This is a genomic window from Herpetosiphon geysericola, from assembly GCF_001306135.1.
In the GTDB taxonomy this organism is placed as follows: Bacteria; Chloroflexota; Chloroflexia; order Chloroflexales; family Herpetosiphonaceae; genus Herpetosiphon; species Herpetosiphon geysericola.
In genome coordinates this window covers 134,339-160,581 of sequence record NZ_LGKP01000015.1, presented here as the reverse complement: position 1 = coordinate 160,581, position 26,243 = coordinate 134,339, and the positions used below count along the sequence as shown (strand labels likewise).

18 protein-coding genes are annotated in these 26,243 nt (G+C 52.4%); 14 read left to right on the top strand and 4 right to left on the bottom strand.

Features of this window, described 5'->3' with window-relative positions; genetic code table 11:
* Window positions 1-18: 18 nt before the first annotated feature.
* Window positions 19-1,545, bottom strand: a complete 1,527-nt coding sequence (locus tag SE18_RS27805; protein WP_054534182.1) for a serine/threonine protein kinase — start codon at window positions 1,543-1,545, stop codon at window positions 19-21.
* Between the two features lie 160 nt (window positions 1,546-1,705).
* Complete coding sequence (locus SE18_RS09350; RefSeq protein WP_054534181.1) at window positions 1,706-3,031, bottom strand: Stp1/IreP family PP2C-type Ser/Thr phosphatase; 1,326 nt, start codon at window positions 3,029-3,031, stop codon at window positions 1,706-1,708.
* Between the two features lie 163 nt (window positions 3,032-3,194).
* Between SE18_RS09350 and SE18_RS09345 the strand changes: the two genes are divergently transcribed.
* From SE18_RS09345 to purE, 4 genes are all read left to right on the top strand, one after another.
* The gene (locus tag SE18_RS09345) at window positions 3,195-5,828 is read left to right on the top strand and encodes an FHA domain-containing protein (RefSeq protein ID WP_054534180.1); all 2,634 of its coding nucleotides are present in this window, start codon (window positions 3,195-3,197) and stop codon (window positions 5,826-5,828) included.
* A gap of 2 nt (window positions 5,829-5,830) precedes the next feature.
* Window positions 5,831-7,480: an McrB family protein gene (locus tag SE18_RS09340; RefSeq protein ID WP_054534179.1), complete on the top strand. Its 1,650-nt coding sequence runs from the start codon at window positions 5,831-5,833 to the stop codon at window positions 7,478-7,480.
* 195 nt (window positions 7,481-7,675) lie between these two features.
* The gene (locus tag SE18_RS09335) at window positions 7,676-8,821 is read left to right on the top strand and encodes a 5-(carboxyamino)imidazole ribonucleotide synthase (protein WP_054534178.1); all 1,146 of its coding nucleotides are present in this window, start codon (window positions 7,676-7,678) and stop codon (window positions 8,819-8,821) included.
* A 99-nt stretch (window positions 8,822-8,920) separates the two neighbouring features.
* Window positions 8,921-9,427 carry a 5-(carboxyamino)imidazole ribonucleotide mutase gene (gene purE, locus SE18_RS09330; protein ID WP_054534177.1) on the top strand — a complete coding sequence of 169 codons (507 nt, stop codon included), beginning with the start codon at window positions 8,921-8,923 and terminating at the stop codon, window positions 9,425-9,427.
* Between the two features lie 240 nt (window positions 9,428-9,667).
* On the opposite strand, the gene lipA is transcribed toward purE, so the two are convergent.
* Entirely contained in the window at window positions 9,668-10,564 is an 897-nt protein-coding gene (gene lipA / locus SE18_RS09325; RefSeq protein WP_054534176.1) for a lipoyl synthase, read from the bottom strand.
* 417 nt (window positions 10,565-10,981) lie between these two features.
* Here lipA and SE18_RS09320 point away from each other — a divergent pair, with 417 nt between their 5' ends.
* The 9 genes from SE18_RS09320 (at window position 10,982) to SE18_RS09280 (ending at window position 23,473) form a co-directional block, all read left to right on the top strand.
* The gene (locus SE18_RS09320; RefSeq protein ID WP_054534175.1) at window positions 10,982-12,022 is read left to right on the top strand and encodes a LacI family DNA-binding transcriptional regulator; all 1,041 of its coding nucleotides are present in this window, start codon (window positions 10,982-10,984) and stop codon (window positions 12,020-12,022) included.
* A 23-nt stretch (window positions 12,023-12,045) separates the two neighbouring features.
* Window positions 12,046-13,044 carry a glycoside hydrolase family 130 protein gene (locus tag SE18_RS09315; RefSeq protein ID WP_054534174.1) on the top strand — a complete coding sequence of 333 codons (999 nt, stop codon included), beginning with the start codon at window positions 12,046-12,048 and terminating at the stop codon, window positions 13,042-13,044.
* A 228-nt stretch (window positions 13,045-13,272) separates the two neighbouring features.
* Window positions 13,273-14,625 carry a sugar ABC transporter substrate-binding protein gene (locus SE18_RS09310; protein WP_054534173.1) on the top strand — a complete coding sequence of 451 codons (1,353 nt, stop codon included), beginning with the start codon at window positions 13,273-13,275 and terminating at the stop codon, window positions 14,623-14,625.
* A gap of 44 nt (window positions 14,626-14,669) precedes the next feature.
* The gene (locus tag SE18_RS09305) at window positions 14,670-16,445 is read left to right on the top strand and encodes a DUF5060 domain-containing protein (RefSeq protein ID WP_054534172.1); all 1,776 of its coding nucleotides are present in this window, start codon (window positions 14,670-14,672) and stop codon (window positions 16,443-16,445) included.
* Window positions 16,446-16,586: 141 nt separating this feature from the next.
* Window positions 16,587-17,600, top strand: a complete 1,014-nt coding sequence (locus SE18_RS09300) for a glycoside hydrolase family 5 protein (RefSeq protein ID WP_054534171.1) — start codon at window positions 16,587-16,589, stop codon at window positions 17,598-17,600.
* Window positions 17,600-18,850, top strand: coding sequence for an AGE family epimerase/isomerase (locus tag SE18_RS09295; protein ID WP_054534170.1), 1,251 nt, complete (start codon window positions 17,600-17,602; stop codon window positions 18,848-18,850). Before SE18_RS09300 ends, SE18_RS09295 begins: the two co-directional genes overlap by 1 nt.
* 1 nt (window position 18,851) lies before the next feature.
* A complete protein-coding gene (locus SE18_RS09290) occupies window positions 18,852-19,838 on the top strand; it encodes an acetylxylan esterase (protein ID WP_054534169.1) in 987 nt (328 codons plus the stop codon).
* Window positions 19,835-20,815, top strand: coding sequence for a type I phosphomannose isomerase catalytic subunit (locus tag SE18_RS09285; RefSeq protein WP_054534168.1), 981 nt, complete (start codon window positions 19,835-19,837; stop codon window positions 20,813-20,815). The genes SE18_RS09290 and SE18_RS09285 overlap by 4 nt, the downstream gene beginning before the upstream one ends.
* A gap of 171 nt (window positions 20,816-20,986) precedes the next feature.
* Window positions 20,987-23,473 (top strand): beta-mannosidase, encoded by a 2,487-nt coding sequence (locus SE18_RS09280; RefSeq protein WP_054534167.1) that lies wholly within the window; start codon window positions 20,987-20,989, stop codon window positions 23,471-23,473.
* A 211-nt stretch (window positions 23,474-23,684) separates the two neighbouring features.
* Here the strand turns inward: SE18_RS09280 and SE18_RS09275 are convergent, their stop codons facing one another.
* A complete protein-coding gene (locus SE18_RS09275; RefSeq protein ID WP_054534166.1) occupies window positions 23,685-24,335 on the bottom strand; it encodes a class I SAM-dependent methyltransferase in 651 nt (216 codons plus the stop codon).
* Between the two features lie 239 nt (window positions 24,336-24,574).
* Here SE18_RS09275 and SE18_RS09270 point away from each other — a divergent pair, with 239 nt between their 5' ends.
* A complete protein-coding gene (locus SE18_RS09270; protein WP_054534165.1) occupies window positions 24,575-26,242 on the top strand; it encodes a DUF1800 domain-containing protein in 1,668 nt (555 codons plus the stop codon).
* Window position 26,243 lies beyond the last annotated feature (1 nt).

The following is a 26,243-nucleotide window of genomic DNA, read 5'->3' as shown; positions in this document are numbered from 1 at the left end:
AGAACGCAAAAAAGGACTTTAATATTTATCTGAGAGACTACCTATAATTCCCATCACCACACACGCTAAGACCATCGCCACGGTTGCAAATATTAGGCCGCGAACTGCCTGCGAACGACCTTTGCGCGAATCGCGGGTGGCTTTTAAACTCACCGCAACAATACTCACAATCAATGAGACAAAACCAGCAAAGCCACCAAAGCCAGCCATTAACAAGGCTGTTTCATAACCCATATCTTCATAGAAAAAGCCACTAATCACCATAATGAGGCTTAAAAAGCCCATAACTTGAGCGGTTTGGGCAACGCCCGTGGTTTTAGCTTGCGGCACGCTGGAAGCTTGCAAATGGTGAGTTGCCGGATGCATCGGCGGTGCTGGCGGCGTAAAAGGTTGGGCATAGATCGGCGGTGCTGGCGGCGTATAGGGCTGCGCATAGGGTTGCGCCACTGGCGGCCCATAGGGTTGCGAGCTAGTTTGGCCATACGGCTGTGAGCCAGTTTGGCCATACGGCTGTGAGCCAGTTTGGCCATACGGCTGTGAGCCAGTTTGGCCATACGGCTGCGAGCCAGTTTGGCCATACGGCTGCGAGCCAGTTTGACCATACGGCTGCGACACTGGCCGTGCTTGGGCTGATTGGGCATAGCCAACATTGGGCAAAGCCGAGGTGCTTGGGCGTTGCGCCACATACACATCAGCACTGTGTTGCGAAGCATTCGATAGCGCGCGACGCAAGGCAACCATTGAGGCAAAACGAGTTTGCGGATCATGGCTCATAGCCGTCATCAACACCGAACTGATTGCCTCGGGCACTGCTGGATTGATCGTATGCGCTAGCGGCACATTGAAAGGCTGGGCAATTGGATCGTGGCCAGTCATCAGTTGATGCAGCAACACGCCCAAGGCATAAACATCGGAGCGAGCATCAGTTTGGCCAGTGCCATATTGCTCAGGTGCAGAATAGCCCATTGTGCCAAAGGCTTGGGTATCTTGCGATTGCCCAGGCTTAAACAAGCGCGCAATCCCGAAGTCGATCAATTTTACTTGACCTTCGGGAGTACGCATAATATTGGCAGGCTTCAAATCGCGGAAGATAATTGGTGGGGTGCGGCTGTGCAAATAGTGCAGCACCTCGGTCAGTGGCTCGGCAAACGCCACCACATCAGCGACTGGCCATGGCGGCGGACTATTGCGCAGAATGCTGGCTAAGGTTTCGCCTGGCACAAACTCCATCACCAAATACTCACGCCCGTGATCGCTAAAGTGATCGGTCACACGCGGCAGATTGGGATGATTCAAACGGGCCAGCAATTTTGCTTCTTCATGAAACGATTTGCGGGCGCGCTCGCGCTCATCTTCTGTTTTGAGCAGGCCCGTACTCATCTCTTTGATCGCGCAATCAATATCAAGGCGCTGATCGTAAGCCAAATACACAGCCCCCATGCCGCCTTGGCCAAGCCGTTGTTTGAGCAAATAGCGATAGCCCAAAATCAACTCAGGGGGCAAGGCACCTGTTTTTGAGTTTTCTTCAGATAACAAATCGCTCATGGAGAAAATCCTTCGTATCAGCAACTCAGCGCGATTATAGCACGATGTTGCGCTCAAAAGCGCCCAGAATCGTGACAAAACGATCAGAATGTGATCGCTGGCGTAAGGCCGTCACAGCATAAGACGCGTTCAATCTTTAATTAGTTTCAGCCCCAAGCCACTAATGCTGCTGGTTGGTACGCTCTTCGGCAGATAACAGCACCACCGTTACATTATCGCGTGCTCCACGGCTATTGGCAATAGCAATCAAGCTGCCACAACATGCTTGCGGTGATGACGCTTCAAAGACTGCATCACGCAATTCTTCATCCGAAAGCTCGTTAATCAAGCCATCGGAGCAGAGCAACAGCCAATCGCCAGCCTCAAGCGGTTGCTCGGTCATGTCCGATTCGACCGTGGCTTCGACTCCAACCGAGCGGTAGAGCACATGGCGACGGGGATGGGTGCGTGCTTCCTCGGGCGTTAGCTCGCCAATATCCACCAAGCGCGCCACCATCGTGTGATCGACAGTAATTTGGGCAATTTGTTGGGTCTTTTCGCTGACCCCTTTGCGGTTAATCAGGTAGACCCGCGAATCACCAACGCTGCCAATCCAAGCTTTTTCGCCAACGACCAAGGCTACCACGACCGTCGTGCCCATGCCACGCAGCGATGATTTAACTTCTGCTTCGCGAAAGATTGTGCTATTGGCCGCAGCAATTGCCGCCCGCACCACATCGCGCCAGCCATCAAAACTGCGATCGACGTTGCGGCTATAATCGCGCAGATGATTGACAATCGTTTGGCTGGCCAAGGCGCTGGCCCGTTCGCCACCTTGGGCACCGCCCATGCCATCGGCCACCAAACAGCAGATCACCGGCGTGCCATCACGCAAGCGAAACTGCTCGACCAAGGCAGAATCTTGGTTGACTGAACGACGCGTACCAACATCGGAAAGCAAGCCAACAGTATAGCGAAGTGTTTGCGACATAGGCTGGACCTTTTCTGCATTGGCCACCAACGGATTACCGCAGGCAATGCAATAGCGTGCATTGACCCGATTGCCCTTGCCGCAGCGCGAGCAGCCAAGCGGAAAGCGGCGGGCTGGCGTTAATGTGGTGGTAATGCGAATTGTTTCGCGGCCTTGAGCCAACTGATGACTAACGCTCCCAAGGGCTTTGCGCAACTCTTCAATACTGGTGATGGCTTCTTCTCTGGTTGCCTCACCAGTTTGCAGGCGCATCTGCCACCATTCAACGCCAGCATGCACCATCTGTTCCAACGCTCGCAGGCTAATCTTCTCGCCTTCAAGCTGAATTCGGCGTGGTGCTGGTAAAACAACTTCTTCATAATCCATCGGCTCGGCGGCCACGGCTGGTTCTGGCGCTGCGAGCGGCGTTGCGACTGAACGCAACGGAAACCCGCAATGACGACAGAAACGTGCCGTTTCATCAACCAGACGATGACAGCGTGGGCATGGAGCGCCAGTAGGCGTTGCAAGGCTCATTCGAGCAACCTCCCATTCGGCAGGAACGGTTGTGGTCTGGAGCAGTGTGCTATAATGCGCGTGTTTGAGTCTGCTCACATGCTGCGATTATAGCACAGCCTTCATCCATGCCACTAGATAGCGTTAATCGTGCTGCATGAAGCTTGGCATTTAAGGGGGAATGATGACACGCTGTATTCACTGCGGTGCTGCCATTCAGCCTAATACAAAGTTTTGCCCAAGTTGTGGGAAAGCCCAACAGGCCGCACCAAACCAAGCCAGCCCAGCCTTCGGCAGTGGGGCTACCACCATCTTGCATTCCTCAATGGCCTTTTTAGAGGTGCAAGAAACTGGGCAGGCACCCCGCCAGATTCCATTAGCCAACCAGCCAATAACCTTTGGTCGCAAGCCCGATAACGATATTATTGCCTCGTCGCGCTTTGTGTCATCGCATCACGCCCGCATCGAGCCAGAAGGCCAACGCCACGTTATTATTGACCTTGGCAGCACCAACGGGCTGCTGTTTCAAAGCCAACGCGTGCCGCGCCATAGTTTTAATGATGGCGATTCGGTGCGGATTGGCGACCCAGTAACTGGCAACTTTGTTACCCTTACCTATCGCAATCAGCAGGTTGCCACGCCACCAGCAGAGGTTGGCCATGTCAGCCGCTTTGATTTAAGCAATAAGCCTGCGGTCACGATTGGCCGCGAAGGCTCAGCGCTCAATTTGCCTAATCCTCAAGTCTCGCGCAACCACGCCGAAATTCGCGCCATCCAAGGTGGCCACGAGGTGCGCGACCTTGGTAGCACCAACGGCACCTTTGTTAATGGCAATCGGATCAATGCAACCCGCTTGAATCGCGGCGATGTGATTCAAGTCGGGCCATTTAAATTGGTCTACGATGGCATGTCGCTTGATCAATTCGATCAACGCGGAGCCTTGCGGATCGATGCCCATTCGTTGGTGCGCTTGGTCGGCGGCAATCGGGTCATCCTTAATAATGTGTCGCTAGTAATCGAGCCACGCGAGTTTATTGCGCTGGTTGGTGGCTCAGGCGCAGGCAAATCAACCTTGATGGGCGCACTGTCGGGCTACAATCGGGCCAACAAAGGTGCGGTTTTGGTCAATGGCGATGATTATTATGCCAACTTCGATGCCTATCGCGCCATTTTGGGCTACGTGCCGCAAGACGATATTTTGCATAGCAGCTTGCCAGTCGATGTGGCCTTGCGCTACACCGCTAAGTTGCGGCTGCCCGCTGACACTGCCAGCAGCGAAATCGAAACCCGCATCGATCGGGTGCTCAAAGATGTTGAGATGAGCGCCCATCGTGGCAAGCAGGTGAATCAGCTTTCTGGTGGTCAGCGCAAACGGGTTTCAATTAGCTCCGAGCTGTTGGCCGACCCCAGCCTGTTCTTTCTCGATGAACCAACTTCGGGGCTTGACCCGGGCCTCGAAAAGAAGATGATGTACACCTTGCGCCAATTGGCCGATTCAGGGCGCACAATTGTCTTGGTGACTCACGCCACCGCCAACATCACCCAATGTGATCATGTGGTGTTTATGGCCGATGGGCGCATGGTTTGGTTTGGGCCGCCCAGCGAAGCGCTGCAATTTTTTAATGTTACCTCAGGCGATTTTGCCGATATTTACACCAAGCTTGAGGGCGATGCCGACCCGAACCATCCGTTAATTACGACTGAGCTAAGGCAAGAATTTGAGACATGGCGCCAACACAATAATCAAGTACGCCAAGTGCCACGGCTCTCTGAGCTGTGGGAAATTCGCTTCCGCAACTCAGAAGCCTATCGTAAATATATTTGGGAACGGCTGCAACGGGCGCCCCAAGTGCCAGTGATGACCCCGCCACAAGCGCCAATTCCCCAAGCAGCAGTGCCTGGCGCCTATCCAAATCAAGCAAGCACGTCGATTCCAACCTCGGCGGCTTCAGCGGGCAGACCCAAACCGCCGCCAGTTTCGGCAATGCGTCAATTTGGCATTTTAACCCGCCGCTATTTGCGCTTGATCGCCGCTGATCGGCGGAATTTGGCGATTTTGCTCTTGCAAGCACCAATTATTAGCTTAATTTTGCTGTTGGTTGCCAAAGCCGATGCCTTGCACGACCCACGTTACGCCGATGCGCGCATGATTCCGTTCTTGCTGGGCGCGGTTGCGGTGTGGTTTGGCATTTTGAACTCAGCGCGTGAAATTACCAAAGAAGGCCCGATTTATCGGCGCGAACGCTTGGCAAACCTCAAAATTGTGCCCTATTTGGCCTCAAAAGTCGTTGTGCTTTCCGGCTTATGTCTCATCCAAAGCGTGATCTTGATGGTGATATTAAACTTCAAGGTCGATTTCGACATTGGAGTGACCCATGCGCCGTTTGGGGTTTGGGGCGGCTTTTTAATCACCACCTTCCTTACATCACTAACAGGCTTGGGCGTTGGCTTGTTAATTTCGGCCTCGGTTAGCTCATCGGATAAAGCCATGAGCATCATTCCGTTTGCCTTGATTCCACAAATTGTGTTTGCGCTGGCGTTGCTCCCATTGCCTTCAGCCTTGGCTCCGCTTTCGTTCTTCGTGGGCAGTCGTTGGGCGATGCAAGCCTATGGCTCGATTGGCGGCTTAACCGAGCCATACGACACCGGCAAGTGTGTTGGCCCGCCGCTCCCGCAAAACTGCGAAGTCTTTCCGACGGTCAATTATTCCTATAACGCTGGCTTTATTTTCTTGACCTGGTTTATTTTGATTGCCTATACGCTGGCATGTTTTGCCTTGACGGCGTGGTTGCTCAAACGCCGCGATAAGGAAGCCTAGTTGTGAGCCAAAACGAGCCAATCCAATGGAATGCAGCAGCGTTGCAAAGCTTGCAAGTCGAGGGCGTCAACGAGCGTTGGAATGCAGTGCAAGAGCAGTTGCATCCAATTCTCGTTGCCATCACCGAGCAGCTTGCCACCGTTGCTGCGCGCCAATTTCCCAACACTTGGGGCTTGTATGAAGTCAGCGCCAAATCGGTTAGGGCGGTCAATCGGGGCCGCCAGCGTGATCCAATCGAAGATTATCATGTGGTGATCGATCGGCCTCCACGTGGCTGCCATATTTACCTTGGGGTCAGCGGCAGCGAAGAACGGATTTTGGTTGGCATTCAACTGTGGAACAAGCGCAAACGCGAGCTGGCAGCGGTTTGGGATCGCGGGCGGGTGCTGTGGGAGCCATTAATCAGCAGTTTGCCCGATGTGCGCTACACCCGGGGCGAGCATGCAGAGCAGCAGCTTTGGCTCGATGATTATCTGGCCAATCGTACCAGTAATTATTTGTGGGCTGGCTGGAGCTACCCTTGGCAGCAAGCGCTGGATGATAGCCAGCAGTTTAATCAACAATTGATTAACCATATTTTGGCCTTGCTGCCGCTCAACGAGGCAATTATGGAAATTGCCGAAGAAGAATGGGAATTGCCACCGAGCCATGTGCGCGAGGCGCGGCCAAGTTACGCCACAGGCTTCAACAGCCCAAGCATCGAGGAAATTAGCGCTAACATTCGGCAACGTGGTTTTATCTATCCCGAGGCTGTGTTGCGCTCGTATCACATTGCGCTGCAAACTAAGCCATTGGTGATTTTGCCAGGCATTTCGGGCACTGGCAAAACCCGTTTGACCAGAGTGTATGCTGATGCAGTGCATCAAATCGCGCCGCACAGCGATAATCCCTATTATTTGGCGGTGGCGGTGCAGCCCGATTGGCATAACGCCCGCGATTTATTGGGCTATTTCAATGCGCTGACTCAAACCTTTCAGCCAACCCCAACCTTGCGTTTGTTGCTGCGCGCAGCCGCCGATCCGGCCTATCCCTATTTTGTATGCCTTGATGAGTTGAATTTGGCGCGGCCAGAATATTATTTAGCGCCAATTTTGAGTGCGCTCGAAACCGCCGAACATCTCATTGATTTGGGTATTCCGCAGGAAGTGGCGCAAACCGTTGATGGCGAAAGCGTGCGCAACCCGCTACGTTTGCCCTTGAATGTGCATATTATTGGCACGGTTAATGTTGATGAAAGCACCTTTAGCCTCAGTGATAAACTGCTTGATCGGGCGAATGTGATCGAGCTAACCGAAGTCGATTTGGTGGCGTGGCGCAGTAGTTATCGGCGTCCGTTTGATGCTACTGCATGGCAATTGTTGCTCGAATTACAGCCAATTTTGGCAGGGCTTGGGCATCCATTTGGCTATCGGGCGGTCGAAGAAATTGGGCGCTATTTGGAAGGAGCCGAGGGCATTATGCCACTCAATACGGCGCTCGATTTGCAAGTTAAGCAAAAATTATTGCCAAAATTGCGCGGCGACGACAGCCAACGCTTTCGCAGTGGCTTGCAGCGTTTAAGCCAAGCGCTTGCAGCCTATCCCCAATCGCAGGCCAAAATTCAATCCATGCTCGAACGCCTCGATCGCGAGGGCTTCGCTGATTTTTATTAGAAGCTGGGGATCGGGGGCTGCTGGTCAAGGGTCGGGGAGAAGAATAGAGAGCAGAGAGCAGAGAGCAGAGAACATAGAGGCTATTGGCTATCGGAAGCTGGGTGGCATTCACTTAATCAAATTAACCCTATAGCCAAAAGCCCATAGCCCATTCATCCTTCGTGGATCAAATTAACTTATAGCTAATAAGGCATTATGACAAAACGTTTAGGCATTCTTGGTGGCGGGCAATTAGCTCGCATGTTGGTGCAAGCGGCGATTCCCTTGGGAATTGAAACCGTTATTTTAGCCAATCGCAACGACGAGCCAGCAGCCCTGGTCAGCAAAGCAGTGGTTGGCAATTGGAATGATCGGACTTTGCTTGATCAATTTGCGCAAGCGGTTGATGTAGTGGTGCTCGAAAACGAGTTTATTGGCTCGGAAAAGCTAGCTTATCTCGCGAGCAAAGGGGTGCAACTGGTGCCTGATCAAGCAACCCTTGGCTTGATTGAGGATAAGGCCCAACAGAAATTGACCTTGGCAGCAGCAGGCTTGCCCGTGCCAGCCTTGGGCTTAATCGAATCGCTGAGCGATCTTGAAGCATTTGGGGCCAAGCATGGCTTTCCATTGATGCTCAAAACACGGCGCAACGGCTACGATGGCCGAGGCACTGCCAAAATTCGTAGCGCCGACGAGATTGCCAGCGCATGCGCAGCCTTGGGTTTTCCCGAAAATCCGGTGTTTGTCGAGGCTTGGGTTCCCTTCGAGGCCGAGCTAGCAACCTTGATTATTCGCTCGGTCAACGGCGAGCAATGTGTCTATCCAGTAATTGAAACCTATCAGCCAAGCGGGGTTTGTCGGGTGGTACGTGCGCCAGCGCCCTTCTCAGCGGCAATTCAGCAACAAGCCCGCGAGGTAGCCCAAGCAACCGCAGCCGCGCTCGGCGGCTTAGGCATCTTGGCGGTTGAGATGTTTCTGACCAGCAAGGGCCAGATTTTGGTCAACGAGCTTGCGCCTCGCCCGCACAACACGGGCCATTATTCAATTGAAGGCAGCTATTGCTCGCAGTTCGAAAACACCATTCGGGCGGCGCTGGGCTGGCCGTTGGGCGATCCACAGTTGCGCCAACAAAGCGCGGTAATGGTCAACGTGCTAGCGCCAACCAGCAGAGCCTTGGAAAGCAGCCTCATTCAAACCGCCTTGCAACCCCAAGTCCATGTGCATTGGTATGATAAACGCAGCGCCAAGCCAGGCCGTAAAATTGGCCATATCACCGCTGTGGGAGCTGATCTCAGCGAAGTTGAGGCGCGAGCGCAAGCAGCCGTGGATCAATTGGAACAGGTGCTGGCCGAACCAGCTTAATTTGAATACATTCACGTTGTCAGGCACGAGTTGGGTGCTGCAAAGGCGCGGCATCCTCGATCAAGGCTTGGCATTTTTATTTCAAGCGAAAGGACAATCATGAGCGCCGTAGTTGGGATTGTGATGGGCAGCGATTCAGATTTGGCCACGATGCAAGCGGCAGCCACCATTTGCCAAGAATTTGGGATTGAGTATGAAATGCGGGTGGTTTCGGCCCATCGCACGCCTGCCTTGATGGCCGAATATGGCCAAACCGCCCATGAACGCGGCCTCAAAGTGATCATCGCTGGTGCTGGCGGCGCGGCCCACTTGCCCGGAATGCTGGCCGCCTATACCCCATTGCCAGTGATTGGCGTGCCGGTGCCGATTGGTCATTTGCAGGGTGTTGATGCCTTGATGTCGATTGTGCAAATGCCTGGCGGGGTACCAGTTGCTACGGTTGCGATTGGCCAAGCCAAAAACGCTGGTTTGTTGGCAATGCAAATTTTGGCAACCGCCGATGCCGCCTTGCAAGCCAAATTGATTGAGTACAAACAGACCATGGCCGATGAGTCACAGGCCAAAAACGAGCGCCTTCAAGCAAGCGCTAAGAACATAGAGCAATGAACATAGAACATAGTTGTGGCGATCGGTTATTAGGGGTCGGGGCTCGGTTAGGCCTAAGCAATCAATGCTTCGTGCAATTCGTAGCAAAAAAACAGCCTTCGCGTCCTTCGCGATCTTCGCGGTTCCGATCCTTCGTGCCCTTCGTGCGCTTCGTGGATCATATTGTTAACGCAGAGAGCTACAAAAAAGGGATCGGGCACAAAACCCGATCCCCAACAACCATTCCCCAACCCCCAACGCCTACAAATCGGCGACGTGTTCGTGAGCGTGATACGACGAGCGCACCATTGGGCCTGATTCGACGTGGCGGAAACCACGGGCCAAGCCTTGCTCGCGGAACCAGGTAAAGGTTTCTGGTGGCACATAGCGGTCAATCGCCCAGTGATCACCCGATGGCGAGAGATATTGGCCAATTGTCATGACATCAACATCTGAGCGCCGCAAGGAATCCATCACCGTCAGCACTTCTTCGTCAGTCTCGCCAGCGCCAACCATCAAGCCACTTTTGGTCACGATAGATGGCTGAAGCTCGCGGGCCAAACGCAACAATTCGAGGCTTTGATAGAAATTAGCCCGTGGCCGGAACTTGCGGAACAAACGCGGCACAGTTTCGATATTGTGGTTCAGCACATCGGGCTTGGCATCAAGCACAATCCGCAGCGCATCCCAGTTACCATCGAAATCAGGAATCAGCACTTCGACCTTGCAATCGGGCAATTGCTGGCGAATCAAATTGATCGATTCAGCAAAAATATGCGCGCCGCCATCAGCTTGATCATCGCGATTGACTGAGGTCAGCACAACATGCTTGAGTTTGAGGTGGGCAACCGCAGCAGCAATCCGCTGCGGCTCTTGCTCGTCGATTGGTTTGGGCTTGCCTTTGCCAATCGCGCAATAGCGACAACCGCGGGTACAGGTATCGCCGAGTAATAAAAAGGTAGCTGTGCGATGATTCCAACATTCGCCAATATTGGGGCAATGGGCTTCTTCGCAGACCGTATGCAAATCGAGTTCGCGCATAAGGCTATGCACATCCTCGTAGTTTTCCCCTATCGGAGCGCGAGCCTTAAGCCAAGCAGGGCGGCGGGGAGCCGCTGGCGCAGCTTTGGGCGCTTCAAAGAGTGTAATTGTATCCATGAAAACCCCTTGGATAACGCAACGAGCAGCATTTGCTCTTGCTCATATTGTAACGTGCTTTTGCTGCTTGTCATGCACCCAATGTTTAAGCCCCGCATGGCCCGCCAATCTAAAACCCAACCCTCAAACCAGCTTAAAAACGCTCGCCAAATGTGGGCATAATTACTAAAATTTAAGCTTGACATTTCAATTATGATGCGCTATATTTAGTGAAATTCTACTAAAATTTTAGATAAAATTTAGCGAATTTTCCAGCAACAGTTGGGTCATGCCCCAAACTCACTTCCCGCTGAGCCAAATCATCACCTGAATTGATGTGCTGAAACGATCTAAATTTTTCAATAAAGTCGCTTGCGAATCAAAGCGGCATTGTATGGCATCATGAGAGCCTATTCAAAGGTGACTAGGAGAACATGTATGACGCAGCGGATCACGATGGAAGACATTGCGCGCCAAAGCGGTGTCTCGTTGGCAACAGTTTCATTAGTATTACGCGACAAGCCTGGGATTAACGACGATACACGTCGCCGCGTGTTGGATATTGCCCGTGATCTTGGCTATCGCAAACGCTTGAACCATGAGAAGTTGGTTTCACAATCGTTGCATAATGCAGGGGTGATCGTTAAGGCTTCGCTTGGCGATGATAGCCCGCTGACCAACCCATTTTATGCGCCGATTGTCGCAGGCATCGAGGCTGCTTGCCGTAAAATGCATATCAATTTAATGTACGCCACCGTGCCAGTTGATATGGAGAATCATCCCCAAGAAACGCCACGTTTACTCTCCGAAGATCACCTTGACGGCGTGCTTGTGGTCGGCGCATTCGCCGATGCAACCATCACCAAACTCTTACAACGCGAAGGGATTCCAACAGTCTTAGTTGATGGCTATTCGCACGAACACATCTACGATTCAGTGGTTTCCGATAATTTTCGCGGCGCCTATGATGCAGTCAGCTATCTGATTAGCAATGGGCATCGGCATATTGGCATCATTGGCACGACCAAAGAGGCCTACCCAAGCTTGGCCGAACGCCGCAAAGGCTATATTCAAGCCCTCAATGATCATGGCATTCATGAGCAGTATTTTGGCGATTGCTTACTAACCCTGCATGAAGGGAGCGATACAACCAGCATTCTCTTGCAGCGCCACCCGCAAATTACCGCCCTTTTTTGTGCTAACGATATGATGGCGATTGGCGCGACCCAAGCGGCGCGAGCGTTGCAGCGCCAAATTCCCCACGATGTCTCGATTATTGGTTTCGATAATATTGATCTGGCGCAGCATGTTGCCCCAGCCCTGACCACAATGCATATCGATAAGGTCAGCATGGGTCGCATTGCCGTGCAACTGTTAGCCAACCGAGCCGAGTATCCGGAACAGGCTCCAGCAACAGTTTCGCTGCGACCGCGCCTAATTGAACGCCAATCAGTTCAACGCTTGCAACCGCCCAAATAGGTTGCCTTGGAGGAGTATCAGCTATGGAAGCAGCGACGCTTCAATCCACCACTATGCTTGGAAGTGCGCTCCCATCAATTCCATGGGAAGAACGCCCAGTCGGTAATTCAGATGTTGTCTGGCGCTATAGCGGCAATCCGGTTATTCCCCGTGATGCCATTCCAACCTCAAACAGTATTTTCAACAGCGCGGTTGTGCCCTTTAACGATGGCTTTGCTGGCGTGTTTCGTTGCGATGATAAACGCCGCGTGATGAATATTCACCGTGGCTTTAGTAAAGATGCAATTCATTGGGAAATTGATCCTGAGCCATTGCAATTTTCCGGCGATCCCGAAGTAACCGCCTTTGAATATCGCTATGATCCACGGGTCTGTTGGATTGAAGATCGCTATTATGTCACCTGGTGTAATGGCTATCATGGCCCAACCATCGGTGTGGCCTACACCTACGATTTTGAAACCTTCCATCAATTAGAAAATGCGTTCTTGCCGTTCAATCGCAATGGCGTGCTCTTCCCGCGCAAGATCAATGGCAAATATGCCATGGTCAGCCGCCCCAGCGATAACGGCCACACGCCGTTTGGCGATATTTACTATAGCGAAAGCCCCGATATGGAACACTGGGGCAAACATCGCTTTGTGATGGGCACCAAAGGCGGTTGGCAAAGCACCAAAATTGGCGCTGGCCCAACGCCAATCGAAACTAACGAAGGCTGGCTGTTGTTCTATCACGGCGTATTGACTTCGTGCAATGGTTTTGTGTATAGCTTTGGGGCTGCCTTGCTTGATTTGGAGCAGCCATGGAAAGTGCGCTATCGCACAGCGCCGTATCTGCTTGCGCCCCAAACCTTGTACGAATGCGTTGGCGATGTGCCAAATGTGGCCTTCCCGTGTGCTGCCTTAACTGATGCACCCACAGGCCGGATTGCGATTTACTATGGCTGCGCCGATACCGTAACCGGCATTGCCTTCGCCCAAGTTGACGAAGTGTTGAGCTTCCTCAAGGCGAATTCAGAACTCTAGCACGTGGTTGGGCTAGGCCATTGGGTCTAGGGCGGCGTTCCATTAGGGGTAGGTAATGCCAACACGCTTACCTACCCTGCAATAGGAAGATTGTGCTTGCCCAAGCGTAGCGCTGGACTTGCGACACCATATATACTTAGCATGTTTGGGCAGGGTTGTCGCTGCACAGCTAGTAAACGCCCAAACAGCCTGCATCGATGCATGTATTGGCCAAGGGAGGTCAGCGTTATGCACTGGAAGCACCCACAATCACGCCACAAGGTTCGAAGTTTTGGATTCAGCTTGATCGTGCTGCTGATCTTGGCTGCATGTGGTCAAGCAGCAACCCCACCAACCCAAGTCAATCCAACCAGTTTACCCACCGATACGCCGCCGACTGCAGTTCCAGCCCTTGCTAACTCGGCAGATAAAGCCTTGGTCATTTGGTCAACTGGCTCCGATGTTGAGGCGCTTTCGATTCAAGCAGCAGCAGATCTTTTTGTGCAGAAAAATCCTGGGGTCTTGATTAAAGTGCAAGCCCTGCCTTGGAGTGATGCCCACACCCAAATTCTTGAGGCAATTGCAGCCGATCGCGGCCCCGATTTGATGGCAGGTGGCATGTCATGGGGCATCGAGTTTGGCAAACTCGGCGGCATGATCGATTTGCAAAAATCCTATCCAGCAGTCGTGACTGAGGTTAAGCAGAAGATGCTGCCCCAACTCCAAGATTCATTGATCTTGGATACAGGCGAAGTCTATGCCTTGCAACTTGACGTTGCGCTGATGGGGATGTTTTATCGTACCGATTTGCTGCGCGATTTGGTTGGCATGCAGCAAGCTCCCCAAAACTGGACAGAACTCACCAAAGTGCTTGAAAAATCCAAAACAATCAATAAAAAAGGCTTTGCAATTGGCTGGGATAACGCAGGCTGGATCAGCTACTTTACCTTTTTATATTCAGCTGGCGGCAGTTTGTATAGCGACGATTGCAGCAAAGCAACGATCAATTCGGCTGCTGGCTTGCAAGCCCTGACCTACTTCCGCGATCTGTACACCAAATATCAGATTCCCACCGATACCAGCTTGGATATTGAGGGCGGCCTTGAAAGTGGCGATTATTTGGTGAGTTACGCTGGCACATGGACGGTAGCGGCACTTGAATTCAATCGCCCTGGCTTGGCAGGTAAATGGGCAGTAGCCCCATTGCCCAAAAGCCCCAAAGGCCAAAGCGTCTCGTTCCTTGGCGGGCGGGTCATCGGCGTAATGGAAGCATCGCAAAACAAAGATCTGGCTGCCGAGTTTATTCGCTTTTTGTATAGTGAAGAAGCGGTTGCCGCTCAATCGGCCTATGCCCAAAGCGCCAATAACTTCTATGTGCCGCCAAGCTTACCCTTGCTGAGCGCAGCCAAATTGCCATCCACCATCGAGGCAGGCTTCCGTGGTTTGTTGGAGCAATCGGCAGGCCCGCCCAAGTGCGTCGGCTGGGAAGAAAGCACCAGCGATATCCAAAAGCTCTTGCAAGAAGTCGTCTACAACAATGCTGATCCCCAAGATGCTTTAGATCAAGCAGCGGAGATCATGAATCGCAATTTGCAACCATAAGGCAATTGCGCCGCTTTGAGATGTGAAGTCGTCCAGGAGGAATTATGCATCGGATGTTCAAGCGCTCGCAGGTTTGGCTGGTTCTGCTGCTGCTGATTGCTGCGTGTAGTCAGGCTAGCGATTCTGGCGGCGACCAAACCCTCAGCTTGCGCACCCTAACTGGCAATGCTGCGGTCTTTGGCACCATTGAGTTGGTCGTCGATACAGGCATCAAAGTCGCCAATCCATATGATCCAAATCAAATTGATCTCATGGTGAGTTTTATCTCAGCAACTGGCCAAATTTATCGCGTGCCAGCCTTTTGGTACCAAGATTTTGATCAAATTACCTTGCAGCCTAAGGGCAACCCTGAGTGGCGGGTGCGCTTTACGCCTAGCGAGCCAGGCGCTTGGCAAGTTAAGGCCGAGCTAACCAAACCAGCGCTCAGCAGCGATGTTATGACAATTGAAGTTTCGTCGAATAAACAATCGGCGGGCTTTGTGCGGATCAATAGCAGCAATCCACGCTATTTCGCTCGCCAAGATGGCTCGTTCTTTTTGCCAATCGGCCTTAACTTGGGCTGGCCAACCCAACAGGGCATAGGCATTTTGCGCGAGTACGAACATTGGTTTGATCAACTCAGCAAAAACGGTGGCAACATTGCGCGGATTTGGATGGCCTCGTGGTCGTTTGGCATCGAATGGCAAGACACAGGCTTGGGCGATTATTCCAAGCGCATGCAACAAGCGTGGATGCTCGACCAAATTTTCAAATTGGCTGAACAACGCAACATCACGATTATGTTAACCTTAATCAATCATGGCGCATTCAGCACGAGCACCGATTCGGAATGGGCCAAGAATCCCTACAACGCGGCCAACGGCGGGCCAATTGCCGAGCCACAGTTGTTTGCAACCGACCTACAAGCCCGTGAATTATTCAAGCATCGGGTGCGCTACATCGCAGCACGTTGGGCACATTCGCCAAGTTTGTTTGCTTGGGAATGGTGGAACGAGGCCAACTGGACTCCAATCAACGATGCCTTGATGCAGCCATGGGTGAGCGAAATGACCCGCCATTTGGCTCAGTTTGATCCCTATCAACATTTAGTGTCAACGAGTTATGCCAGCAACACGACCACCTCGATGTGGACCCAGCCAGAGATCAATTTCACCCAACATCACGATTATACAGGCCGCGATTTAGGCCAAGCCTTCCCGTTGGTCATGCGTGAATTGAACGCTGCTGCACCACAAAAACCAGCCTTGGTGAGCGAGCTTGGCTACGCAGCAACAGGCCGCGACGAGGTAATCAATCGCGATGTTTGGCAATTCCATCAAGGCTTGTGGGCTGCGCCATTCAGCGGCTTTGCTGGCAGTGGCATGTATTGGTGGTGGGACACCTTGGTTGATCCCGATAACTTGTGGAGCGAATACGCCAAGCTCGCTCAGTTTTTCAAAGACCAAGATTTAACCAGCTTTAGCCCAGTTAGTGCCCAAGTTTCGCCGTTGAAGGCCCGAGCGCTGGCCTTGCAAACCAAATCGCAAGCGCTGGTGTGGGTGCGCAGCAACCAATACGAGCCAGAAGCTCTCACCAACGCCTACGAAGAAGCGCTCAAAAAGCGCGAATTCAACGATAGCTGGGAATATGTACCGCCGACCTATGCAGACGTGACCCTCAAGCTAAGCGGGCTTGAAGCAGGAACCTACCAAGCAACCTGGTACGATCCGCAAACTGGCACATGGTCGGATTCAACAACGGTTACCATTGAAGCAGAGGCCGCAACCATTGCAGTGCCAAGCTTCAACTACGATTTAGCCTTAAAACTCGTCAAGCAATAACGCGTATTGCTAGGCAATGGTTGGCCATGTAGGGCGTGGGTAGCCGCTATCACAAATGAGCAACGATTTGCATGGGTGATAGGGGCGCTCAGCGGCCTATGTGGCTTTTTATTGGCAAAAATAGCTGCCAAGGATGGGTTCATGCCACATTACGGCTTCAATTTACAATGGATGTATCATTATGTTCAGGGCAAGTTGCCAGCAGAGCCTGACCACAAGGCCTTGAACTGGATCGCCAAGCAGGGCTTTAATTTTATTCGGATTCCAACCAATTATTGGTTTTGGACGCGCGATTGGCAGTATACCAATCCCGATGAGACGATCATCGAGTATATTGACCGTTACATCGCCGCATGTCGCGACTATGGCCTGCATGTGAGCCTAAACTTGCATCGAGCACCCGGATATTGTATCAATGGGAACGATCTCGAACGGCATAATTTATGGCAAGATGCTGAAGCTCAGGATGGCTTTGTGTGGCTCTGGGAATATTTCGCCCAACGCTACCAAGGCATTCCTGCTGGCGAATTAAGCTTCGATTTGCTCAACGAACCGCCGAATATCGACCAGTATGGCTTGACGCGACGCAACCATGCGGCGATCATGCGGCGGACAGTTGCTGCAATTCGTGCAGTTGACCCGCAACGGGCAATTGTGATTGATGGGCTGGGTGGTGGCCACTTGGCAATGCCCGAACTCGCTGACTTGGGCGTAACCCACAGCGGGCGCGGCTATCAGCCAATGGCGGTGAGCCACTATCAAGCGAGTTGGTGGGATGGGCATGAAGGTTTAGCAGAACCAACCTACCCGGTAACCTGGTACAACCATTATTGGGATCGGGCCGGCTTAGTCGAGTTTTACCAACCATGGCGCGACGTACAAGCGCGGAACGTCGCCATCCATATCGGTGAATTTGGCTGCTACAACCGTACCCCCAATGATGTGGCCTTACGTTGGTTCCGCGATCTGCTCAGCGTTTATCAAGAATTTGGTTGGGGCTTCGGTCTATGGGAGTTCGAAGGCGCATTTGGAATTATCAATCATGGCCGACCACATGCCCGCTACGACGTTGTTGATGGCTACTCCGTTGACCGTGATTTACTCGATTTGCTCCTCGCTGCTCGTCTGCCCGAAGCGCCAGAAGGAATACAATAATGGCGAATCTCGTAGATGGCGGCTTTGATCAGGGCGTGCGCGAAATCTGGCAAGCGCAATTTCGCGACGAAGTGTTGGGCAATATTTTGCCTTTTTGGGCTAACCACACACTTGATCATGAGCATGGTGGCTTTTATGGCGGTTTAACCAACGATCTGACAATCCATAATGAGTTTCCTCGCTCAGCAGTATTATGTGGCCGGATTCTTTGGACGTTTGCATGTGCATATCGGATGCTTGGCGACCCACGCGATTTGGCAGTGGCCGAGTATGCCTATGCCTATCTTAAACAGGCGTTTTGGGATAAAACCTACGGCGGATTGTATTGGTCGATTGATGCCAACGGCCAGCCTTTGGCCGAGCATAAACAAACCTATGCCCAGTCGTTTGCGATCTACGGTTTGGCAGAATATGTGCGGGCCACTGGCGATCAGAGCGCCTTGGCATTGGCCCAGGAAATTTTCCATTTGCTCGAAAATCATGCCTTCGATCAAACCTATGGTGGCTATATCGAGGGTTGTGATCGGGTTTGGCAGCCGCTTGGCGATAGCCGCCTGAGCAAGCTTGAGCCAGAAGCCCGCAAAACTATGAACACCATGTTGCATATGATGGAAGCCTACGCCAACCTGCTACGGGTCTGGGATGTGGCCGATGTGCGCCAGCAATTGGCCAGCTTAATCGAAGCCTGCTGCGAGCACATTATCGATCCCGTGCAAGGCCGCTTTCACCTGTTTTTCGATGATCAATGGAACCACAGCGAGCATGGCATTTCGTATGGCCACGACATTGAAGGCAGTTGGTTGTTGATGGAAGCAGCCCATGTCTTGGGCGATGCCTGCTTGATTGCCAAAGCAGAAACCTTAGCAATTGCCATGGCCGAAGCAGTTTATCGCAATGGCCGTCACGCCGATGGCAGCATTATTCACGAACGCGCAGCCGATGGCTCGATCAACTTCGAACGCCATTGGTGGCCGCAAGCAGAAGCCGTTGTTGGCTTCTATAACGCCTATCAGGTAACCGGCAACCAAGAGTTTGCCCAAGCTGCCTACGATAGTTGGAATTTTATTCAACGCTATTTTATCGACCACGATCATGGCGATTGGTTCAAGATTTTAGATGCCCAAAACCAACCATTGGGAGCGATTCCAAAAGTTGGCCCGTGGGAATGCCCCTATCACCATGCGCGAGTTTGTTTTGAAATGATCGAACGTTTAGCTGAACACAATGTGAGTGTTCAGATGCGAGGCTAACATGCAATTTGACATGCCCTTAGAGCAGCTGCGCGAATATCGGCCCGAACGCACTGAGCCAGCAGATTTTGACCAATTTTGGCAAAATACCTTAGCTGATGCCCGCCAATATCCCTTAAATGCCACCTTCGAGCCATACGATATGGGCTTGCCCTTAATCGAAGCCTATGATGTGACCTTCAGCGGCTATGGCGGTCAGCCAATCAAAGGCTGGTTCTTGTTGCCGCGCAATACCACCCAGCCACTGCCATGTATTGTCGAATATATTGGCTATGGCGGGGGCCGTGGTTTGGCGATCGATTGGCTGCTTTGGCCAAGCGCTGGCTATGCCGTGTTTGCGATGGATAATCGCGGCCAAGGCTCTGGCTGGCGCACTGGCGACACGCCCGACACCGAAATTGAGGGTGGCAACCCCCAAATTCCTGGCTTTATGACTCGCGGCGTACTCAGCCCCCAAACCTATTTTTACCGCCGCTTGTTCACCGACGCAGTGCGAGCGATCGAAGCCGCTCGATCACATCCCTTGGTCGATGCCAGCAAAGTGGCGTTGGCTGGTGGCAGCCAAGGTGGCGGCATCGCGATTGCGGCAGCAGGCTTGCAACCAGATGTGGCCGCCGTCTTGCCCGATGTGCCATTTTTGTGCCACTATCGCCGCGCTACCACAATGGTCGATAGCTATCCCTACGCCGAAATTGCCCAATATTGTGCCCGCCATCGCACTAAAATCGAGCAAGTATTCAATACCTTGGATTATTTCGATGGCATCCAATTTGCGGCCCGCGCCACCAGCCCAAGTTTGTTCTCAGTTGGCTTGATGGATGATGTTTGTCCACCATCGACCGTTTTTGCTGCTTACAACCATTATGCTGGGCCAAAAGACATCACAGTTTGGCAATTCAATCGGCACGAAGGCGGCGAAAACTTCCAAACCCTTGAAAAACTCAAATTCCTAGCCAAGCTTTGGGGCAACGAGGAACGCACTGCATGAGCGTGATCGAGCTCTATCCGTTGCTAACCCAAGCGCGGTATGTCGAGCCAATTTGGGGTGGCCCCCAATTGGCTCGCTGGCTGCATTTGCCCAACCCAGAGCAAAGCAAGCTCGGCGAAGTTTGGCAGGTCTACGATCAAAATCTGATCGTTAATGGCTCGTTGGCTGGTCAGACCTTAGCCGAGGTCACCAGCCAATTTGGCCCAGCCTTGGTTGGCACAACCAGCAACCAACGCTATGGCCACGATTTTCCGTTGTTGTTGAAATTCATTGCTGCCGCCCAACCGCTGTCAGTGCAAGTCCATCCCGACGATGCCTACGCCCACACCCACGAGGCCGCAACGGGATTTCACGGCAAAACCGAGGCTTGGTACATTCTCGAAGCAGAAAATGGGGCCGAGGTCATCCATGGCTTTCGCGAGGCTACCACCCGCCAAGCCTGTGAAGCAGCGCTCGCCGCTGGCACATTGACAGAGCTTTTGCGCCAAGTGCCAGTCAACGCTGGCGATTTGGTTTTTGTGCCAGCCAAAACGATTCATGCAATCAACCCAGGCGTGGTGTTGTTCGAGATTCAGCAAAAATCCGACCTGACCTATCGGGTCTACGATTATGATCGGCGCGATGCAAGCACAGGTTTGCCACGCCAACTGCATCTTGAGCAAGCCTTCGCGGTCTTGGATTTTGCAGCAACCGAGCCAGCCTTGGTCGAATCAGTCGCGATCAATCCAAATACACGCTTGCTGGTGCGCTGCCCGTTCTTCAGCTTGGAGCATTGGCAACTCAACAGCATTCAATCGTTGAGCACCTCAGTCACCAGTTTTGATTGTTGGACGGTGATCAATGGCAGTTGTAGCCTTGGTTGGAGCGCTGGCAGCCTTGAATTAAGCCATGGCATGTCGGTCATCGTGCCTGCCCAATTGGGCCAGTATCAACTCTATCCCGAACCAAGCGCCGAATTGTTACGGGCGTATGTGTAGGGCTGGGGATCAGTTGCTGGGGGCTGGGGATCGGATGATAAAACTAAGACAAGAAAGCCTGTATGTGCTTCGTGTTCTTTGAAAACTCCCCGATCCCCAACAACCAATGCCCCGATCCCCAATTAATCTAGCTTGCCACCAGCATTTGGGGCAAAGAAAGAAACAGGATTCATGCAAAAGCTCGCATTGCAGCACGCATGGCAGGCCAAACAACGTGACCCTCAACGCACCGTGCTCGCTGATGCGACCAGCAGCGAGGGCTGGATTGCCGCGCCAGTTCCCGGCACGATTTACGAAGCACTACTTGCCGCCAACCAAATTCCCGATCCATTCGATGGCCTGAACGAGTTTGATGTTCAGTGGGTTGCTGAAGTCGATTGGCTCTATCGCTGCGATTTTGAGCTAAGCGCTGAACAAGCCAGCCAACCAGCAGCCTTGGACTGCGCAGGCTTGGATACCATCGCCACGGTTTGGCTCAATGGCCAAGAATTGTTCAGTAGCGACAATATGTTTGTGCCCCAACGCGCCGTTGTCAGCAACCAATTGCAAGCTGGCAACAATCAATTGCTGATCGAATTTCGCTCGGCCTTGAAACATGGTCATACGTTGCAAGCAGTAATGGGCCAGCTTGGCGTATGGAATGGCGACCCCAGCCGTGTCTACCTGCGTAAAGCCCAATATCACTATGGCTGGGATTGGGGTCCGACATTATTAACTGCTGGCCCATGGATGCCAGTCACGCTTGAACTGGGCGCGACCCGTTTGAGTGATTTGGCCTGCCCCATCACAGTGGCCGACGATTGTGCAACTGCCGATTTTGTTGTAACTGCAACCGTTGCGGATGCGGCAACAGATACAGCGGTTTTAATTCAATTGTGGAATCCAGCAGGCGAGCTAATCGCTGAACAGCACCAAGCAGTCAGCGCTGGCAACGTCCAGCACACAATCAGCGTCGATCAGCCAAGCCTGTGGTGGCCACATGGCTATGGCGCACAAAATCGTTATCGCTTGATGGTGAGCGTATTCGCTGGGCAAACGCAGCTTGATCAGCGCGAATTGCAGCTTGGCGTGCGCCGCGTGCGCTTAGTGCAAGAACCATTGCGCGACGAGGCAGGCGAAACATTTCTGTTTGAAATCAATAATGTGCCCATGTTCTGTGGCGGTGCAAATTGGATTCCAGCCGATCTGCTGACCAATCGAATAAGCAACGAAACCTATCGCCGTTTGCTCCAAGCAGCAGTTGATAGCCATATGATCATGATTCGGATTTGGGGTGGCGGTATTTACGAGGTTGATCATTTCTACGATCTCTGCGATGAGCTAGGCTTGCTAGTTTGGCAAGATTTTATGTTTGCCTGCGGCATGTATCCAGCCCATTCGGAATTTTTGGCCAGCGTTGAGGCCGAAGCAAGCGCCCAAGTTCAGCGCTTGCGTCATCACCCCTCGATTGTGCTGTGGTGTGGCAACAACGAAGATTACCAAATTGCCCAAACCTTCAACGCCTACGATCATAGTTTTCAGGGCGATTTTACCCAAACTAGCTTTCCAGCACGCGAAATCTACGAGCGCTTGTTGCCCAAGGTGTGCGCCACCTACGATCCGACGACGCTCTATTGGCCCGGCAGCCCTTACGGCGGAGCCGATGTCTACGATAAAACTCGTGGCGACCGCCACACCTGGGATGTTTGGCATAGCGCGATGGCTCCCTACCAAGACTATCCCAAGTACGAAGGCCGCTTTGTCAGCGAGTTTGGAATGGAATCAAGTGCAGCTTTGCAAACCTTGTTGAGCGTGTTGCCCACAGATCAGCGCTATCCCCAAAGCCGCGTCGTCGAGCACCACAACAAATCCGAGGGCGGCGCTCGTCGCTTGGCGGTGTATCTCAACGATACCTTGCGCTTTGAAAATACGCTTGAATCGTATGTTTATGCGAGCCAATTTATGCAAGCAGAAGCCTTGGCTGTGGCATATCGCGGTTGGCGGCGGCGCTGGGCTGGCCCAGGCCGTTATGCAGTCGCAGGTGCTTTGGTTTGGCAACTCAACGATTGTTGGCCGGTGATTAGCTGGGCCATTATCGATTCTGCTTTGCGCAATAAGCCCGCCATCTATAGCATTGGCCGTGAGCTAGCGCCGATCAGCGCAGGCTTGCAGCGCAGCAAGGCCCAAATTGAGGCGTGGGTGGTCAATGGCACGCTCAAATCAGCCAATGCAAGCATCAGCATTACAGGTTACGATTTGCAAGGCAGATTGCTATTTGAGCAAAACTATAGTCACGAGTTAGCCGCCAATCAAGCCAACCCAATCACAAGCTTCGAATTGGCTGACCCCGATCAGACGGTGGTTGGCATGCAAGTGCTGATTGATGGTGCAGTGGTGGCGCGAGCAAGCTCATGGCCTGAGCCGTTCAAATATCTACCAGCCTATAACCCACAGATTAGCATCACCCGCTTAGCCGACGATTGGCTTGAAATCAGCAGCCAACGGCCAGCCAAAGGGGTTTGGTTGCAAGCGGGCGATGCAGTGCACTGGAGCGATAATCTGCTTGATCTATTGCCCAACCAAGCGCAGCGTATCCAAGCTCGCGGCCTAGGCCAGCAACCAATCGCGCTTAAGTGGCTGCATTGGGACCAGAACGAGAGCATAGAACATAGAGCATAGAACATAGGTGGGGATTGGCTCGCGTTTGATCCACGAAGAGCACGAAGAACATGAAGGGGGGAGTTGGCTACAGGCTAACGGCTATCGGAACACGTTTTGGAATTTCAAACCAAACTCCGATAGCCCAAAGCCAATAGACAATAGCCATCGTTCCTCTGCGCCTTCGCGTTAAAAAACCAATCCCCAATCCCCAATCCCCAACCCCTCGTTCTTACTGCTGAAAGCGCGTAATCAAAAAGCCATGTTCTTTGAGGAATTGCAAGTTAAATTTTGCAACCATGCGATGTTCTGGTTGGCTTGGCGCTGCAAAATGGCTAATAAAATAGCGTTCGCCATAATAAAATTCAATCTCGGTTGGGGTGATGCTAAACGGCGGCGTTGCCATCGTCGGCGCATATTCTAAGGTAATAATCATTTGCTGACCGCCAACAGGCAAAATCTGATCGATCGTGGCGCGGTAGTGGGTGCGCATCTCATGCGGCAAGGCCACCAGCGCCGCCCGATCATAGACCAAATCGATCTTACCAACATCGGCAGTGGTCAAGCTCAAAACATCGCGATTGAGAATGGTGATATTGCCCGAAACATAGGTGGTTGGGTTTGGTTGCACGTAATCAAGCTCTTGCTCGGCAAAAAATTGCTCAATTGCCGTGGTCACGAGTTCAACCCCAATCACTTCGGCAGCGTGGTGGCTAAACCAGCGCAGATCATTAGTTTTGCCACATAGCGGCACGAGCACCCGCTTGCCCTGCAAAAATTCGGGTGTGGCAAAATGCTCAAGATAGGGGTGAATATCGCGCCGATGAAAGCTGGTTGCGCTTCCACCTTGTTGCCACGAGTTAATCCAAAAGGTTGCTTCCATTGCAGGCTCCTTATTCTCACACGATTTCGCAACCGATGCCCCAGACAGAGTGCTGGCGAAAAGGGCGCATGGCAGCCGCATCACAAAGGTGATTGTAGCACGCGCTTCTCACACTTACGAGATCTCTTAAATCCTCATAATAAATTAATATCTGGTTAATATAAGCTTGCTTAAAGCTGGTTAGACTAACGCCTATCATTTGGCCTAGGTTTATTTTTTAGCTCTTTTAAGGAGTCTGTATGTCGCTTTCGCGTCGCCAGTTATTGTTGGGCGCTGCGGTAGGGGCCACAGGCGCAGTCGTTCATGAGAATGTTGATGCAGCACCGCTACAACCCTCAGCAACTGAAGCCATGGCAAAACCACCATTCGAGGTCATTGCGCTCTCGCGTATGGCCTATGGAGCACGTTCGGGAGATTATGCCCGCGTGCGCACGATGGGCCTCACCGCCTATGTCGATGAGCAACTCAACCCAAATTTCGCCGCCGATACCGATTGCAACACTCGTATCGCCAATGCCAAGCTGCGAATTGTCTATGCAGCAGGCACGGGCTTTCCAGCAGTCGATGAAATGCGCGATTTAGTCACGCTGAACAAAACCCAGCCCGAGTTATGGGAGCTACGAGCACATCCTTCAAATACCGAACGGATTCGTCCGGTTGATGAAGTCGTGGCTGCCAATTGGATTCGCGCCATCTACAGCAAATGGCAATTGTTCGAAATTATGACCGATTTTTGGCACAATCACTTTAACGTTTGGGCCTATAGCGATACCCGCATTTCGGCGCTTTGGCCGCACTACGATAAAACCGTGATTCGCGCCAATTGTTTTGGGAACTTTCGCGATTTTTTGGAAGCGGTTGCAACCAGCCCAGCCATGCTCTACTACCTTGATAATTCGACCAGCCGCGACGGCCCAGCCAATGAGAATTTTGCCCGCGAACTATTTGAATTGCACACCTTTGGCTCGCAAAACTATCTCAATAACATCTACAACAATTGGCAAGAAGTGCCACGCGATAACCAAGGCCGCCCAATTGGCTATATCGACCAAGATGTGTACGAGGCAGCGCGGGCCTTCACTGGCTGGACGGTTGCCGACGGCGTTGGCGGTATTCCCAATACAGGTGTATTTCATTATGTTGATGGATGGCACGATAATGCCCAAAAAATTGTGCTGGCCAATTTCTTAGATGCCAATGCAGCTCATCAAGAAGATGGCCAAAAGGTTTTAGATCTCGTTGCCAAACATCCTGCCACCATTCGCAATATTTGCACCAAACTCTGTCGCCGTTTGGTCAGCGATAATCCTCCAAAATCCTTGGTCGATAAAGCGGTCGCCGTATGGACGGCCAACTACGATGCTCCCGACCAAATTAAGCGAACCATTCGGGCAATTTTGCTGGCCCCAGAATTTCTAGCAACCTGGGGTGGCAAGATTCGCCGCCCAAACGAGGTTGTAGCCGCCTATTTGCGCTCTACTGGCGCAGAAGTCAAGCCAACTGCTGAATTATTTAGCTGGATTACGCTCTGTGGCTATCGCATGTTCAACTGGGCAACCCCAACTGGCCACCCCGACGAAAGTGGCTATTGGAGCAGCAGTAACGCCTTATTGAACACATGGAACCTTTTATTCCACTTGCAGCAAAGCTACTTTCCGCCTGCAACTTTCGATTTGCAGGGCCAAATGCCAAGCAACGTTACCACTGTGCGCCAGATTGTCGATTTCTGGGTTATGCGCATGTTGGGCTATCAGCCTTCGGCCTTGGTCAAAACCAAATTGCTTAACCTGATGGGCCAAGCTGGCAATCTCGATGCCGTGCCCGTTGGTAGTGCAAACGATGTGAAATTACGCCTGAGCAGCCTTGTGCACATGATTGGCATGCTCCCTGAATTTTATACTCGCTAGG

What these genes read in the sequence shown, in the direction of transcription:
- SE18_RS09280 (WP_054534167.1), top strand. Translation starts at nt 20,987, where the DNA reads ATGCAAAAGCTCGCATTGCAGCACGCATGGCAGGCCAAACAACGTGAC.
- SE18_RS09320 (WP_054534175.1), top strand. Translation starts at nt 10,982, where the DNA reads ATGACGCAGCGGATCACGATGGAAGACATTGCGCGCCAAAGCGGTGTC.
- SE18_RS09315 (WP_054534174.1), top strand. Translation starts at nt 12,046, where the DNA reads ATGGAAGCAGCGACGCTTCAATCCACCACTATGCTTGGAAGTGCGCTC.
- SE18_RS09290 (WP_054534169.1), top strand. Translation starts at nt 18,852, where the DNA reads ATGCAATTTGACATGCCCTTAGAGCAGCTGCGCGAATATCGGCCCGAA.
- SE18_RS09295 (WP_054534170.1), top strand. Translation starts at nt 17,600, where the DNA reads ATGGCGAATCTCGTAGATGGCGGCTTTGATCAGGGCGTGCGCGAAATC.
- SE18_RS27805 (WP_054534182.1), bottom strand. Translation starts at nt 1,545, where the DNA reads ATGAGCGATTTGTTATCTGAAGAAAACTCAAAAACAGGTGCCTTGCCC.
- SE18_RS09285 (WP_054534168.1), top strand. Translation starts at nt 19,835, where the DNA reads ATGAGCGTGATCGAGCTCTATCCGTTGCTAACCCAAGCGCGGTATGTC.
- purE (WP_054534177.1), top strand. Translation starts at nt 8,921, where the DNA reads ATGAGCGCCGTAGTTGGGATTGTGATGGGCAGCGATTCAGATTTGGCC.
- lipA (WP_054534176.1), bottom strand. Translation starts at nt 10,564, where the DNA reads ATGGATACAATTACACTCTTTGAAGCGCCCAAAGCTGCGCCAGCGGCT.
- SE18_RS09345 (WP_054534180.1), top strand. Translation starts at nt 3,195, where the DNA reads ATGACACGCTGTATTCACTGCGGTGCTGCCATTCAGCCTAATACAAAG.
- SE18_RS09335 (WP_054534178.1), top strand. Translation starts at nt 7,676, where the DNA reads ATGACAAAACGTTTAGGCATTCTTGGTGGCGGGCAATTAGCTCGCATG.
- SE18_RS09300 (WP_054534171.1), top strand. Translation starts at nt 16,587, where the DNA reads ATGCCACATTACGGCTTCAATTTACAATGGATGTATCATTATGTTCAG.
- SE18_RS09275 (WP_054534166.1), bottom strand. Translation starts at nt 24,335, where the DNA reads ATGGAAGCAACCTTTTGGATTAACTCGTGGCAACAAGGTGGAAGCGCA.
- SE18_RS09305 (WP_054534172.1), top strand. Translation starts at nt 14,670, where the DNA reads ATGCATCGGATGTTCAAGCGCTCGCAGGTTTGGCTGGTTCTGCTGCTG.
- SE18_RS09350 (WP_054534181.1), bottom strand. Translation starts at nt 3,031, where the DNA reads ATGAGCCTTGCAACGCCTACTGGCGCTCCATGCCCACGCTGTCATCGT.
- SE18_RS09270 (WP_054534165.1), top strand. Translation starts at nt 24,575, where the DNA reads ATGTCGCTTTCGCGTCGCCAGTTATTGTTGGGCGCTGCGGTAGGGGCC.
- SE18_RS09310 (WP_054534173.1), top strand. Translation starts at nt 13,273, where the DNA reads ATGCACTGGAAGCACCCACAATCACGCCACAAGGTTCGAAGTTTTGGA.